This window comes from Vibrio sp. J2-4 (assembly GCF_021728155.1).
GTDB classification, from domain to species: domain Bacteria; phylum Pseudomonadota; class Gammaproteobacteria; order Enterobacterales; family Vibrionaceae; genus Vibrio; species Vibrio diabolicus.
In genome coordinates, this window is record NZ_JAKKCN010000001.1 from 714982 (window position 1) to 730365 (window position 15384).

Here is a 15384-nt window from a genome sequence, read left to right on the forward strand (position 1 = left end):
TAACAAGGTTTTTTAAAGGAAGTTGAATATGATCATCAAACCTAGAATTCGTGGATTTATCTGTACTACAACGCACCCTGTTGGTTGTGAAGCTAACGTAAAAGAACAAATTGCGTACACTAAAGCGCAAGGCCCAATCAAAAACGCACCTAAGCGCGTTCTTGTTGTCGGTGCATCAAGTGGCTACGGTCTATCTTCTCGTATCGCTGCGGCATTTGGTGGCGGTGCATCAACTATCGGTGTTTTCTTCGAAAAAGAAGGCACTGAGAAGAAACCAGGTACGGCAGGTTTCTACAATGCAGCTGCTTTTGAAAAGCTAGCGCGTGAAGAAGGCCTGTACGCAAAAAGCCTAAACGGCGACGCTTTCTCAAATGAAGCGAAACAGAAAACTATCGAACTGATCAAAGAAGATTTAGGTCAGATCGATATGGTGGTTTACTCACTGGCTTCCCCAGTACGTAAAATGCCAGAAACTGGCGAGTTAGTTCGTTCAGCGCTTAAGCCTATCGGTGAAACTTACACATCAACTGCCGTTGATACCAACAAAGATGTGATCATCGAAGCAAGTGTTGAGCCTGCAACAGAAGAAGAAATCAAAGACACAGTAACCGTTATGGGCGGTGAAGACTGGGAGCTTTGGATCAATGCACTGTCTGATGCTGGTGTTCTTGCTGAAGGCTGTAAGACAGTCGCGTACAGCTACATTGGTACTGAGCTAACTTGGCCAATCTACTGGGATGGCGCACTAGGTAAAGCGAAAATGGACCTAGATCGTGCGGCGAAAGCGCTAAACGACAAGTTAGCAGCGACAGGCGGCAGTGCAAATGTTGCTGTACTTAAATCTGTTGTAACTCAGGCAAGTTCCGCAATTCCTGTTATGCCACTGTACATTGCAATGGTATTCAAGAAAATGCGCGAAGAAGGCGTACACGAAGGCTGTATGGAACAAATCTACCGTATGTTCAGCCAACGTCTGTACAAAGAAGATGGTAGCGCAGCAGAAGTGGATGAGATGAACCGTCTACGTCTGGATGACTGGGAACTTCGTGACGACATTCAGCAGCACTGTCGTGAGCTATGGCCTCAAATTACGACTGAGAACCTAAAAGAACTGACTGACTACGTAGAGTACAAAGAAGAGTTCTTGAAACTATTTGGTTTCGGTGTTGAAGGCGTAGATTACGAAGCGGATGTAGATCCAGCGGTTGAAGCTGATTTTATCCAAATCTAATCGAATGACTGATTAGACAACCGATATACAAAAGGCGCTCATTGAGCGCCTTTTTTGCTTTCATCAGTCAAAGTTATTAACTTAATATTATCAGGATCGTACCAGCCAACGTCATCAGAATATTGGCAATCGCATAGGTACCCGCATAGCCAAGAGCTGGGATGGTGGATTTAGCGTAGTCGTTGACGACATCCATAGCTGGGGCACAAGTTCGGGCACCAATAATGGCACCGAAGAGCAGGGCACGGTTCATCTTGAGTATGTGTGCGCCCACTAAATAGGCCAGTACCACAGGCACAACACTAACAATGAATGCTAAACCAATCACTTTTGGACCAACTTGAGTCAAGTGCTCGAACATCTTTCCGCCTGCACTTAGGCCTATTCCCACCATAAAGAACATCAAACCCAAATCTTTGACCATATTCAGTGCCCCCTGCGGGACATAGCCGAAAGTAGGGTGATTTGCTCGTAAGAAACCAAGTGTAATACCAGATAACAAAAGACCTACCGCGTTACCCAAGCTGAACGAAACCTGACCGAATGTCATCGTGATGAGGCCAAACAGAATACCCAAAATAAAGAAGCTGCAAAAAGCGAGTAAATCGGCCATTTGACTGTGGATCGAGATGAAACCGATTTTTTCCGCGAGTCCATGTACTCGGCTTTTCTCGCCGCTCACCTGAAGGACGTCACCTTTAGCGAGCACAATGTCTAAGTCCATAGGCATTTCAATCTGAGCGCGAACTACGCGGTTTAAGAAACAGCCAAACTCAGACAAATTTAAATCCGATAAACGTTTACCAGCGATAGCGTCACTTTTTACGACGATTTCTTCTTCAACGATGCGTAAATCAAGCAAGTTACGGTCGAATACTTCTTTACCATTACGGAAGCTAGGGTCTAATCGAGCATGGCTGTCAGGGAAGCCAACCAGTGCAATTTCATCTCCCTCTTGCAAAATCGCATCACCATCTGGATGGGCGAGAATACCGTTACGACGGATTCGCTCAATGTAGCAGCCAGTTTGACGATAAATGCCCAGTTCACGCAAGTTCTTGCCGTCAGTCCAGTCAATCAATTCTGGGCCGACTCGGTAAGCACGAATAATCGGTAAGTACACTTTTCTTTGGCTTGAATTTCCAAGGCCACGTTCTTGAGCAATTTGCTGCGCAGAATCAGACAGGTTCTGCTTCTGCAGTTTTGGCAATAGCTTCGCGAACATGATCATGCTTATTAGGCCGACCAGATAAGCCATCGCGTAACCCACGGATAGATTTTCTAATACCAAAGAAAAATCCATATTGCGCGGTATAGTCGCAAGGCCAGAGTTAAGAGCATCTTGAGCTCCAACTAGCACTGGTGTTGCTGTCAACGCGCCGGCCATCATACCGGCTGACAAGCCAAAGTCGAGGCCGAAATAGTGGCTCAAGCCATACGTTAAGCTGACTGCGGACACGAGAACGGTCATACTTAAAATAAAGTAATGCTTACCATCTCTGAAGAATATGCCAAAAAAGTTTGGTCCAGCTTCAATGCCAACGCAATAGATAAACAGCATAAAGCCAATGGTTAATGCTTCTGCATTGAATGAGAAGCCAAGGTGACCCATTACCAACGAGGTAATTAGAACGCCTATGGAGTTGCCTAGTTGTAATTTGCCAAATCGGATTTTTCCGATGGCAAGGCCAATGGCTAATACGACGAAGATTAGAAGGATAGGGTTTTGCTCAAGAAGGTATACGACGTCTATGTTCACTGTGTGGCTCGGTAAAGTGTGTGCCAAAAAGATTAAGAATTGCGAATTGTAACTAAATATAGCAAAAAGATAAGTGAATTTTTTTAGGTTTTACCATTAGTTGACGTAAGGTAATAACCAACTGAAAAATAATAAAAAAGCCGCATGAAGCGGCTTTCTTAAAAACTGTCTTTATTATTCGTCAAATAGACCTAGGTGCTCTTTCGCGTATGCTTCGAACTCGTCGCAGCCACCGATGTGCTCTTGGTCGATAAAGATTTGAGGAACAGTTTCAACTGGTTTACCAACTGTTTTCTCAAGATCTGCTTTAGAAATACCTTCAGCATGGATATCAACGTAACGGTAGTTGAAGTCGTCACGCTTCGCTTTTAGCGTTTCTGCGTGTTCTTTTGCACGAACACAGAAAGGACATGCAGGGCGACCAAAGATAACAACGAACATAATCTTATTTCTCCTAAATCTATTCTTTTTTGAAAGCGTACAAAACATAGCGGCTGAGTGCGCTCTCTTTTGTTGCAGCAACTATGCCCGATCCAGATACGGAAATAAAGCAGCAATTACCTCTTGGTTCTATAGGTGAAATCTATCGAATAAAAACTAAACGCGCTCCCTTATTCTATGGCTCTAAAGTATGTGAAGTGACGCATAAAAAACATACATTTTAAGGGGTTAATGATGGCAAGGTGGAATTGGTCAATTTTTTTTATTCAAAAACATAGCAATCTAATCTGGCTATACGAAAATGACTTCAACTCTTACATAAGTGTTAAATCAGAGGGCAAGAGGTTATTTGGGTATATTATTTTGGGAGGATGTGTATGTTTCAGTTTATGACTGCAACAAGGATTATATTTGGTGAAGGTGCACTTCAGTCTTCATTATCCGTTATCAACCAATTTGGCTACAGTGTTTTGCTGGTAACTGGGAAGGACACCCAACGAGCCACGCCCATCATTAACTACCTTAAAGCTCAAAATATGCGTTACCAACACGTAGCAATCAATGGCGAACCTTATATCACAATGGTAGAAGAGACCGCGGTACTCGGTAGAAAATTCCAGCCTGATATGGTGATTGCTATTGGCGGTGGCAGTGTCATCGATATGGGTAAAGCCCTAGCCGCTATTATTCCTAATCAAGGCAATGTTTACGATTACGTCGAAGTGGTAGGAAGAAACGTACCATTGAAGGCAAAACCTCTTCATTTTATTGCAATTCCTACGACAGCAAGCACGGGCTCAGAGGTGACTCGAAATGCGGTGTTGAAGTCTGGACAAGATAAAGTGAAAGTGAGTCTTCGAAGCCCTGATATGCTGGCAGACGTTGCCATTGTAGATCCGACGCTCACTTATGGAACCGATCAATACACATCCGGGCGTGGCGCGATGGATGCGTTCACTCATTTGATGGAAGCGTATGTGTGTGGTGAGCCAAACCCTCTTACAGATATGGTGTGCGAAGAGGGACTTCGTCGTTTAAGCCGTTCAGTGATTGCTGCTTGTAAGCAAGATAATCATAAGGCTCGGTCGGATTTATCGTTCGCTGCGTTGCTCGGTGGCATGGCCATTACTAATGCCAAATTAGGTGCTGCGCATGGGCTTGCGTCGGCGTTAGGAGGTAAGTTAGATGCTCCCCACAGCGTGATCACGGCGCGTCTTGCACCGCACGTGATGCAGGAAAATATTAATGCCGCGAAGCTCGCTGGCAGGAATGATGTGATAAGTCGTTATCGTAAACTTGCCCAATTGGTTACCGATCGTGCGAACGCGAATGAGCACGATGGGGTTCTTTGGGTAAATATGGTGTTAGATAAGTTAGCGTTGCCGTTACTTGGCCAATTCGGAGTATGCCAAACTTCTTTTGAACAAGTGGCGAACGATGCGCTTAAGTCGATGGCGATCAAAGGCAACCCGCTACCCCTTAATCAGGAACGTTTGATATACATATTGCAGCAAGTCTGTGATTGCAGTGGAGAGTGTGTGGCAGAGAGCACACAACACGTGAGCTCTGTAGAAGTGCTTGAATCGAGAACGGACTTATCGAGTGTGAACGACTTGGGTTGATGTATTGATCTAAAGCACATTGAAAAAAGGGGAACGTTGAGCTCCCCTTTATTAAATCTTTCACTAAACAGCAGGACTTAGTACTGACTTAGCTTGTCATAGCGACTGTCTTTCAACGCATCTTTTACGCGTTTTAGGTTCTCTCGGAAACCTGTACCACGGCGAAGTGTGAAGCCAGTTGCCAGTACATCAATCACCGTCATCTGTACAACTCGACTCGCCATTGGCATATAAACGTCGGTATCTTCAGGAATATCAAGCGTAATAGCGAGTGAACTTGCCTTTTCTAGCGGTGAGTCCTTTGCTGTAATCGCAATGACCGTCGCGCCGTTTTCACGAGCAAGGTTTGCTATTTCGACCTGACTCTTTGTTCGACCTGTGTGAGAAATAAGAACCACAACATCATTATCACTGCAGTTAATACAACTCATACGCTGCATGACAATGTCTTCAAAACAAGTAATTGGAATATTAAAGCGAATAAACTTGTTTTGTGCGTCTCGGGCTACAGAAGATGATGCACCAAGGCCAAAGAATGAAATGCGTTTCGCTTGCGTTAGCAAATCGACCGCACGGTTCACTTGCATTGGATCTAGGCTGTTTTTCGCGACATCTAAACACGCCATGGTCGATTCGAAAATCTTATGGGTGTACGCGTCTGGGCCATCGTCTTCTTCCACGTTACGGTTAACGTAAGGGGTACCGTTGGCTAGGCTCTGTGCCAAGTGAAGCTTAAAATCTGGAAAGCCCTTGGTGTCCAGACGACGACAGAAGCGGTTTACAGTGGGCTCACTAACATCAGCCATTTTAGCCAACGTTGCAATGCTTGAATGAATTGCAGTTTGTGGAGACGCCATAATTACTTCCGCAACTTTGCGCTCTGACTTACTGAAATTCTCCAGGTTTTTTTGAATTTTTTCTAATGTATTCATAGTGTTCACGAGGGTATAGAGAACAACTCGCTGGCTCTGTTAACGAAAGGAAACACGAAGATTCCAGAGTAGAGTGGGGCGTTAACGAAAACAACCAGCGCCATAGAATCAGTATAAACCTGATCTTCAATCAGTCTAAACCAATAACGGATACTATTTAGTGAGAATTTGACAGGCCTCAAACAAAATGTTGTAAAAACTACAGAATTGGATGTGTAATCGATGTTTTGTTGCGCCAGTCGCACGAGAATGATGTTTGAGTTACATCAAAACGAAAAAAAATTTCAAATTGATGTAACTCTTTCGGGCCATTAAGACGATTGGATATCAGTGACCACCTGCTGAATTCTTTCCATCAAATTTGGTGCTTGCTTGGCGATTTCACGCTGTTCATCAAGCACCGAACTCAAAATTTCTTTGGTCGTCAGCGGATTCGCCAAAACCACTCGGAACACAATCGTGTTCATGCGCTGCCATTGGTCTGGGTTCAGTCTTGTACGTGAAACAAACGATTTGCCCGTTTCACGCTGACGCTTTTGAATAAACTGTGTTAATTCATTAATCAGTTCATTCAGTTGTTCTTTTTGTGAACCTTCCGCTTTTGCTAATGCCTCACGGATGAATGGCGGCAAGTAGCGGTATGTGAGCAGACAAAGCTCTGGTTCAGAAACCAATTCGAAATCATCTTGCTGCTTGATTAAATCCGCAAAGTAGCGAGCTTTTTCAATGCTTTGGTCTATCAGCAGCTCATAGCCAGGGCGGCTGATGATGTGCATTGCGGCATAGACTAACATTGCCATGCCCGAACGAGAGCCTTCTAATGTATGGCTGCCTAGGTCTTTTGAGCCTTTACGCAAGATATATTGAGCGTGATGCTCTATGGATTTCATTGCGTCAGGGTCTTTGAACAGAACCATACCAGCGCCCATCGGGATGTAGAGTTGCTTGTGCGCATCAATGGTTACTGAGTCTGCCATTTCCACACCGTTAAGAAGGTGACGGTGGTGATTAGACATAAGTGTTGCGCCACCCCATGCGGCATCCACATGGAAATGACAACCGTGAGCTTGGCAGACTTCTGCGATTTCAGGTAGCGGGTCGACATTACCTGTCTCTGTTGTACCAGCTACACCAATAACAGCAATAGGCTTGATGTTTTGTTTCTCTAGTTCAACAATTTTCGCTTTAAGGTCGTCGACAATAATACGGTTGTTGGCATCTGTTTTAACCGCAACCAAGCCTTCTTGACCTAGACCTAGTACATCGGCTGCTTTCTTAAGGGAGTAGTGACCACGCTCAGACACCAATACCGCTAAGCCATCGTAGCCATAATGCTTCATGGCTTTAAATAGGCCTTCTTTCTCAACGCCTTTAAATGAACCATTGGCTCTTAACGCCTTGTTACGTGCTACCCAAAGTGCAGTGATATTGGCAATGGTACCGCCGGAGCAAAATGCGCCCAATGAGTGGTTTGCGCTATGCATCCACTGATCGTAAAACGTATCGCTCTGACCATAGATCAAGCGATGTAGCATGCCCAAAACTTGACGTTCAAGCGGGGTAAAGGCTTTAGAAGTCTCTATCTTTACCAGGTTTTGGTTTAAGGCGATCATGATCTTTGACAGTGGCATCAAGAAATAAGGCAGCGCCGATGTCATATGACCAATGAAGCTTGGTGAAGAAGTGTGAACGGAGTGCGACACCAAAGTGTCGAGTAAGTGTTCTGTATGATCTGACACGAACTCTGGCTGCTCAGGAATCTGAGCAGAAGAAAAGTCTTTTTCGATTTCGCGTAAAGGCTTTTCTTCTGCCACGATGTGTTCACGAAGAAATTGATTTAGATTTCGCGAGAGGCTCTCGTCAATTTTGGTTAACGTTGAGTCAGGACCTTCTGGGACAGTGAAGATCTTTAGCAAGCTCTCAAAGCTAACGTCAGCGGTTTTTTGTTCCTTAACCATAGCAAAGAATCTTTGTAGTTATTTTGGTAATGCGAGCGGCACAATCTAAACTAAAACGGGCGCAAAGTCCCGTTTTAATTGTTGAAACCCATGTTGCTGAAATGAAAATTTTAGGTGAGGGTTACAATCTTCGCATTAAAAAATCGTTGATTTTAATGTGTTAAAACACTCGGTGTTTTCGAGCATCCCCAACGATTAATTAATCACACTTCTGCTTTTCAATCTTCTCTATTGACTGATTGTACTTATTAAGCGCGGTATCAATTTGTTGTGGATGGCTAAGCAGGTCGGCGAATGCTGAACGAAGCTCGTAGTTTTTGGGGTGGTTAGTCGATTGACGGTCACTAAACGTTTGTTTTGCAACTTCACCTAACTTATCACTTCGGCTTGCTAGCTGCTTAACGTCGTGTTGTTCTAATTTTAGCCATGCTTCGATTGGCTGTTCTGTTGCAACACGGCTAGGATCGTTCTCTAGAAAATAGTGAACTGCTTCACGGTTTAATTCAAAGTGATGTTTACGGCCGTCCAAGAACCACTGGCTAACTTCTTTTAGATCTGGATACTGTGTAACCGTCAAATCAACAAGATCTTGATACCACTGTAGTGAGGCATCAACATAGCCGTCGTATTTGCTTGCAAGACATTGTTGATCTGCGGCAAACGTAAAAGTTGAGCTTGTAGCGAGGAGCGCTGCAACGACAAAGCGTTTCATTCTTCTTCCTTCTGGTTGTTATCCCTTTATTAACGCAAGGCACATAAGTTGATGTTTCACCCTTCTTTCTCTTTAGTCGTGATAAATCATTGGGCTAATTGATAAAAAGAAAGCGGATTATTGCCAAAATCTTGATCACTTTGACGTTAACTGGGTATTTGAATTTTTGCCGTATTGTAATGGATGTTAAAGCGAAAACCTGAGATCTAGCTAGCAAGTGATACAAAGAAAAGCATCATAACTGGTACCAGTAAACTCAAAATAAACCCACTAACGATGGCGACTGGGACACAACGCACACCACCTGTAGTCTGAATGACAGGTAGTGTAAAGTCCATCGCTGTTGCCCCCGCATAACCAATTGCTGTGCACGGATAGCTGCGAATAAAGAGAGGAATGGCTACCAGCGCGACCAGCTCTCTCATCAATTCGATCAGGAAAGATGCTCCCCCAAACACGGGGCCAAAAGCGTCTCCCATCAAAATTCCTGCGAGTGAATACCAGCCAAAGCCTGAAGCCATCGCGAGGGCTTTATAGAGAGGAAGGTCCAAAAGTATCGCTGCAATAACGCCACCAAGCATACATGTTGCGATCACAACTGCCGCAATGGCCATACCCTGTTTATTTAATAGAATTTGGCGAAGAGTAAGACCACTATTGCGAAGCTGAATACCAATAAAAAATAGGAGCAGGAAGAGTATCCATTCGCTCGCTGTATCCACCCAACTTAAATCGATGGGTAACAGCAGACCAACTACTAGCCCGCCACCAACGACAACAATCAGCTTTACTGATTCTAAAGCCATCGAGGATAGTGGCAGCTTCTTTTGATTCTGATTGGTCTGGAGAGGAATAATCCTATCGATAATAGGCAGCGCCAACAGATTACAGGTACTTAAACATAAAAAGAAAGTACTCGCATAGAGGAGAATACTCTGTAAGTTGCTACTTAAGTTATCGAGCGCTGCTAGGCTAAGTCCCATCAACGACAAAATGACGTAAATAAGGTAGGACGTTGATTGATTGATCTTCTCCAGTAACGAGGCTCGAGATATAGGAATTAGATACCCCACAACAAGTGGAGCGAAAATAAATAGCATCCCTGAGAACATAAAGCTCTATGATTCCTTTTTTGAGATAATACCAACACACATAAATCAAATTATTTATCGGTTGAAATTAGAGAGATATTTCACCAAATACCAAACGCTGCTCAGCCTTGAGCGAATCGTTTATCGCGAAATAGGTGTGAGAAAACGATAAATTACAAGCCGCTAGCACTTAGTACTGCACGTATTTGGTCATTGAAGTCAGTATCACTCATATTGCTGAGTTCATACAAGACCTCTGCACCTGTTAAGTTGAATTCAACTTCGTGTTCATCAATGCGTTCATCATGATTGCGGAACATCAATAGGTGATGCGCGATTCTTGCAATGTCTAAATAACTCACTTCCGGTCGCGTTTGCTCGTACTTCTCGTTTGAGGAGACCTCTCTAAAGTCATTGTCAAATCCCCAGCGCTCGAGCACCAGTTTGCTTGTTGCTGAACAACGAGTTTGGAAGATTTGCAACGCAATTTCAGGATCTAGGTAATTGCCTCTATCTAAGTACAGGTGGTACTCGTTAATTAGACAAAACAAACCGATATCGGCTAGCAGACCAACCAGCAATGCTTTTTCTTGCTCCAAGTGCCCATAAGTACCTGGCTCGTGTTTACGAAACGATTGAACCAATATCACCATGACGGCACCGAGTTCTCGGGATACCGCTGCACTTTTCACCAAGATGGCATTACATTCTTTGGTTAAATTTACTGAATGTTTAAGTTGTTCAATCGCTTGTGCGGTAACAATATCACGCACGCGCAGTATACCAAGGCGAGATACTGCGGTAGTTAAGTCGTTGCAGGTAATGTTTCTGCGATTGAAAATTACAGAGTTTGCTACTCGCAGAACGACCGCCGCCAAGCCGGGATCTTCTAACAAACAGTTAGCAACATCTGAAATAGTGGTGTGTTCTTCGACACATAACTGCTGAATTTTAAGCACGACATCAGGAATAGGGGGTAATGAAATCTTACCCGTTGAGATGGACTGTTCTACCAGCTGAGCAAACTCGGATTCCAGTGCGTTTATAAGCTTATCTTTATTATTTGGCAGCCAAAAAAATGATAAATGTTCCATTGTGACGCTGTACTTGAGATCTTTCGTACAGTGTACCCTTACAGCGTATTCTTTATCAATTAAATGCGTATCACGTGCTCGTAATTGCCAGCGAGATCATAATGATGGCGTGTTTTGGGCATGCCGTGCGTCAAAAAAATATCACCACATGAATAATAAGTGTGAAACTAATCACGTATGCAGAATATATACTTTTTTATATGTGACCTATGTCCTAACTTATTTTTCAACGTTAAGTATGATTAAGCAAGTTGGTGAGCACAACTCACAAAAATATCGCCAACAAATCGACATTTATAATTCGCTATAAGCTGCTGTTTATCTGGTGACATCGCTAATCGGGGTAATTTATTCAGATTAAAGAGGTCAATGGACATGACAGACCAAGCTTTTTTTAAATATGTACGCAACTTTAGTGAGTATCAAAAACGTTCTATGTTCGGTGGTATCGGTTTATTCACCGATGATGCTATGTTTGCGCTTGTCAGCAATGATTGCTGCTACTTACGTGGTGGTAATGGATTGGACGAAGTGTTTACTCAACTGAATTGCGAAAAATATAAGCACGTCAAAAAACAGACGACGGCAACCGTAAATTATTATGACGTAACAGATTTGTTTGAATCCGGATATGCAGGACTCGATGAACTGGTACAAAAATCAATTGAATACTCAATTAAGGAACGAAAATATCAAAAGTCTTCTGCCAGTAGACGTTTGAGAGATCTGCCAAATATGCAGTTAACTCTTGAGCGAATGGTCAAGAAAGCAGGTGTTGATGACGTAGAAACCTTTTTAGAACTTGGACCTGTAAAAGTCTTCAACAAAGTTAAAGTGGCTTATGGCAATGACGTTGATGTTAAGTTGCTTTGGAAATTCGCTGGTGCAACTGACGGTGTTCATTGGAAACTGATTCAAGAGCCGCGTAAAAAGCAGTTATTGGCGCTGTGTGAGTAAGCAAGCTGAACGCACGATGATTGACTCGTTTTGATGGAGTTAGCGGGTCGTAAAGGCAAGTGTTGAAAGCGGAAAAAGGACATTGAAGTTTTTGACCACTTCATTGAGTTAGTCATTAGATTAGACAAAAAACCGAGGCATGGGCCTCGGTTTTTGTTTTTTAATTTGCTCTTTTCTTAAAGCACAAATCTTAAAACTTAAAACGCGTGGTGAACATTACCTGATCACCATAAAAGTCGTTGATACGCGCTTCAGCACCTAGAGAGAAAAGCTCAGTTGAGTGGAAACGAGCGTATGCTGCACCGGTCCAGTCGTCATCGTTATCAATAGAAACGTAGCCGACTTTGCCGCCTACTTCTAATTGAGGACCTAACCATTGACGAACACCTAAGTTCAGTTCCATACCTACGTCAGTGCTGCTATCGCTTGAAGGTTGTACAACGCGCATTAGCATTTCACCTGTAAGGTCAGCCCAGTTGTTTAGTGGCGAATGAAAGCCAAAACCAGCGGCTGAGTCAAAATCACTTTCAAACTCAGAGTCGATACGAGCAATAACATGTGCGTTAGGGTGAATTGATTTGCTGAATCCAGCACCAAATGTCACAGGACTTGCGCCAATACGTGCTTCGAAATAGTCGTAGCTAAAGTTGCTCATAGTTGCTGGCGCATTGCGGTCGTTTGCGGCTAGGGCATGGCTTGATGCCACTAGTAAGGCAGCGGCTAATAGTGTTTTACGCATAACTAACGATAAACCTTGTTCATTATTTCCATGGATTCAAGCAACCACTTGAACCGTAATCTGATTTGTCCGACATCATAATAAAAAGGAAGGTCCACGACCAACAAAAATGTGTCGATGTTTTGTCAATTAACTTAATAGTTAGTTGGTTTAAGCAAAAACTACGCCATATACATAACGTCTAAGAGCATCAATCGGATAAATAGTGATGCTTTTTCATACTCGCGCTATTGCGCGAAATAACGTGGATCAGCTGGCTTTGGTGACATTCAAGCTAGAGCCACGCATATTACTCGCCGAAGCTTGCTCTGCGTTCAGCCATGGCATTGAGGATCGCCTCAGAATCAAGGACTTGAGTCCAAGATAATAAGTTATCATCATTTGCAATCATAAAAGCAGTAAGCTGAGACACGATTGCTTTTCTCAACTCTTCACCTCTCCATGGTTTGGCTATGTAATAGTCCAGACTTGCGTTATTGACGGCCTCAACGGTGTCTTCTAAGCCGGCTTGTCCTGTAAGTAAGACTTTGCGGGCCGTTTTTGTGTCACCATTTTGACTGAGTTCGATTAAGAAGCTAATCCCAGTTTGCTCCGGCATAATGTGGTCGCATAAAATGAGCGCAAGCTGAACTTCCTCTTCCGCCATCTCCTCGATCACTTGCCTTGCTTCAGTGACTGATTCCGCTCCTTCGACAATAAAATGTTCCTCAAAGGGAGCGAGATCCTGGAGCACGCTATCCAAGACTTCTCGTTCGTCATCGACACATAAAATTAAATACTTGGTCATATTTCATCTCCTTTTTCGATGACTGGTAACCAGACTGTCATTCGTGTGAACTTGTCGAGCTCTGATTCGACGTCAATCCATCCCTTATGTGCTGTCACGATTTGCTGGCAGATGGACAGCCCAATGCCTAAACCAAAGTTGCCTTCTTTTTTCGTCGTGAAGTTGAGCTCGAAAATGGCTTCTCTTTGCGATTCAGGAATGCCACACCCATTATCTTCAAACGAGATAACGGCGTAATGTGTATGATCTTTTTCTGCAAGACGTGTTTGTATTTTTAAAACGCCTTTTTCCGGAAATGCATCAATGGCGTTAGAGACCAAATTCGTCCATACCTGTTGGAGTGCGATTGGTTGACAAAGGATGGGAGGTAAATCCGCATAATCAGTGGAAACCTGATGCATTTTTAGTTTGTTTTCGAAGATCACCAAGGTGTCTTCAATACCTTCATGAATATCAGCATAGTGCTGGATCTCATCATCTGAGCGTGCGTAACCTTTAAGGCTTTTCACCATATCTGCAATTCGCGCAGCACAGACGTTAATTGAGCGAAGAGTAGAACCAGCTTTGTGGTATTGCTCAAGAGTATCGAGAACATGAGAAGATACTTGCTGTTTTTTCGTTAGTTGAGTGAGTAACTCGTGATCTGACTCTAGCCCAAGGTTCACCACTTTCTTTGCCAATGTTCGGTCTGGAAGGGCATGATTAAGTGCTTTAACGCGTGATCTGAGCTCAGCGGTTGAAGCGGGTTTTACGGTTTGAGCTTTGCTCAACAACTCAATGCCTTTGGTTTGTATATCGGAACTGGGTACTTCGTTAAGTAATCTTTCTAGCGTATGCGTTAAATTCTCTACGCCCCTCAATATCGCTGCTATCGGATTATTTAGTTCATGCGCCACGCCCGCAACCAACTGGCCGAGCATCGCCATTTTTTCTCTTTCAATGAGTTGCTGGTGGGCAGACTCCAGCGATTCGAGCGTTTTTTGAAGTTGCAACTTGGTATTGATGCTTCTTTGTAATCGGCGGTTGAAGTGGCGTAAGAGCAAGTTTGTAAAAAGAGGCAGCAAGTTTGAGTCGCTTTGCATCACTTTATTGAATACGTTGCGATCGAGTTTGATGACCTCTGTCTTTGTCAGCGTTAGGGCTGTCGAGAAAGAACATTCTCCAGTAACAAACGACATGCCTCCGACAATATTACCTTTGTTATGGCGTACAACCTCTCGCTGCATGCCTTGCTCATCGCGCTTGTACAGAGCCACTTCACCATCGGTGATAAACCACAAGAAGCTATTTGGCTCGCCTTCTACGGTTAATAGGTGTTCAGTTGAATAGGTGCGGCAGGCTCTTGTTTCGTCATTGTCTTTAAAAAACTGTTGGAGAGCTGAGATCACTTGCTCGGCTAACTCAGCATCAGACATCGAGTGGTAGTCGTGTAAAAAGCCCGCTTGATAATGGCTCATCTGATTATTGATGTGCGCTTGCAACAAGCTGTGATGATCCAATATCTGACTGTAACTTAGCAGGTCTTCTTTACCGTTTCGCAATATAAATTGGGTCAGCTCTTTTTGCACTGTGTTAAATAAGACGTGCTCTGGCAAAGGTTTAGTGAGGCAGTGGTCGAGCCTGCCCTCATTAACGGCAGTGAGAATTGCCTCTATATCAGACGAGCAGCTAATAAGAATTTTTCTTGCTTGCTCGGTATGCGGCATCCGGTCTAAACCAATAAGAAAATCCACGCCATTAAAATGAGCGTGATGGCTCGCTATGACTAAAGCAACAGTCTGTTCTCTTTCTTCCAGATACTCTAAAGCGCTTTGAGCCTCTTCTATCGACTCGACAGAAAAGATATCAAATTTACTTGAGAAGGCAGACAGCTCCAATCGAAATTGTTCAGCACTGATTGGGTTGTTGTCGAGACACAACACAGCATAACGATTCACAGATGTTTTAGCTCCGGTTAAAACTTCGCCACGCAAACTTTAACAATAAAAGGACATGATGAGTGGGAGCCAAGTATGATTCCTGATTAATGGACTAGAATAAGCATCAATAGTCTGATTTGTC

Annotated in this window: 13 protein-coding genes; 3 read left to right on the forward strand and 10 right to left on the reverse strand. The window is 43.6% G+C overall.

Going from position 1 to position 15384, the window contains the following annotated elements; translation table 11 throughout:
- Nucleotides 1-28 precede the first annotated feature (28 nt).
- The gene (gene fabV / locus L3V32_RS03235) at nucleotides 29-1231 is read left to right on the forward strand and encodes an enoyl-ACP reductase FabV (protein WP_237283796.1); all 1203 of its coding nucleotides are present in this window, start codon (nucleotides 29-31) and stop codon (nucleotides 1229-1231) included.
- Nucleotides 1232-1307: 76 nt separating this feature from the next.
- On the opposite strand, the gene L3V32_RS03240 is transcribed toward fabV, so the two are convergent.
- Together L3V32_RS03240 and L3V32_RS03245 are read right to left on the reverse strand one after the other, a co-directional pair.
- Entirely contained in the window at nucleotides 1308-2990 is a 1683-nt protein-coding gene (locus tag L3V32_RS03240; RefSeq protein ID WP_006742623.1) for an aspartate:alanine antiporter, read from the reverse strand.
- 174 nt (nucleotides 2991-3164) lie between these two features.
- Nucleotides 3165-3431 (reverse strand): GrxA family glutaredoxin, encoded by a 267-nt coding sequence (locus L3V32_RS03245; protein WP_005378026.1) that lies wholly within the window; start codon nucleotides 3429-3431, stop codon nucleotides 3165-3167.
- A 377-nt stretch (nucleotides 3432-3808) separates the two neighbouring features.
- On the opposite strand from L3V32_RS03245, the gene L3V32_RS03250 reads away from it, so the two are divergent.
- The gene (locus L3V32_RS03250; protein ID WP_005393219.1) at nucleotides 3809-5053 is read left to right on the forward strand and encodes an iron-containing alcohol dehydrogenase; all 1245 of its coding nucleotides are present in this window, start codon (nucleotides 3809-3811) and stop codon (nucleotides 5051-5053) included.
- A 77-nt stretch (nucleotides 5054-5130) separates the two neighbouring features.
- Here the strand turns inward: L3V32_RS03250 and L3V32_RS03255 are convergent, their stop codons facing one another.
- From L3V32_RS03255 to L3V32_RS03275, 5 genes are all read right to left on the reverse strand, one after another.
- A complete protein-coding gene (locus L3V32_RS03255) occupies nucleotides 5131-5985 on the reverse strand; it encodes a MurR/RpiR family transcriptional regulator (RefSeq protein WP_005378021.1) in 855 nt (284 codons plus the stop codon).
- Between the two features lie 311 nt (nucleotides 5986-6296).
- A complete protein-coding gene (gene panP, locus L3V32_RS03260; protein WP_006742621.1) occupies nucleotides 6297-7943 on the reverse strand; it encodes a pyridoxal-dependent aspartate 1-decarboxylase PanP in 1647 nt (548 codons plus the stop codon).
- Nucleotides 7944-8142: 199 nt separating this feature from the next.
- Nucleotides 8143-8655: a hypothetical protein gene (locus L3V32_RS03265; RefSeq protein ID WP_012841922.1), complete on the reverse strand. Its 513-nt coding sequence runs from the start codon at nucleotides 8653-8655 to the stop codon at nucleotides 8143-8145.
- A gap of 206 nt (nucleotides 8656-8861) precedes the next feature.
- Nucleotides 8862-9767 (reverse strand): lysine exporter LysO family protein, encoded by a 906-nt coding sequence (locus tag L3V32_RS03270; protein WP_237283797.1) that lies wholly within the window; start codon nucleotides 9765-9767, stop codon nucleotides 8862-8864.
- A 152-nt stretch (nucleotides 9768-9919) separates the two neighbouring features.
- Nucleotides 9920-10840, reverse strand: coding sequence for an HDOD domain-containing protein (locus tag L3V32_RS03275; protein WP_048626253.1), 921 nt, complete (start codon nucleotides 10838-10840; stop codon nucleotides 9920-9922).
- A gap of 369 nt (nucleotides 10841-11209) precedes the next feature.
- Here L3V32_RS03275 and L3V32_RS03280 point away from each other — a divergent pair, with 369 nt between their 5' ends.
- Complete coding sequence (locus L3V32_RS03280) at nucleotides 11210-11797, forward strand: TfoX/Sxy family DNA transformation protein (protein WP_005393210.1); 588 nt, start codon at nucleotides 11210-11212, stop codon at nucleotides 11795-11797.
- 190 nt (nucleotides 11798-11987) lie between these two features.
- Here L3V32_RS03280 and L3V32_RS03285 read toward each other — a convergent pair whose 3' ends face one another.
- The 3 genes from L3V32_RS03285 to L3V32_RS03295 all read right to left on the reverse strand — a co-directional run bounded on the left by L3V32_RS03285 (nucleotide 11988) and on the right by L3V32_RS03295 (nucleotide 15260).
- Nucleotides 11988-12536, reverse strand: a complete 549-nt coding sequence (locus L3V32_RS03285; RefSeq protein ID WP_005393208.1) for a hypothetical protein — start codon at nucleotides 12534-12536, stop codon at nucleotides 11988-11990.
- 289 nt (nucleotides 12537-12825) lie between these two features.
- A complete protein-coding gene (locus tag L3V32_RS03290) occupies nucleotides 12826-13323 on the reverse strand; it encodes a response regulator (RefSeq protein ID WP_237283798.1) in 498 nt (165 codons plus the stop codon).
- Nucleotides 13320-15260, reverse strand: a complete 1941-nt coding sequence (locus L3V32_RS03295; protein ID WP_237283799.1) for an ATP-binding protein — start codon at nucleotides 15258-15260, stop codon at nucleotides 13320-13322. Before L3V32_RS03295 ends, L3V32_RS03290 begins: the two co-directional genes overlap by 4 nt.
- Nucleotides 15261-15384: the final 124 nt, after the last annotated feature.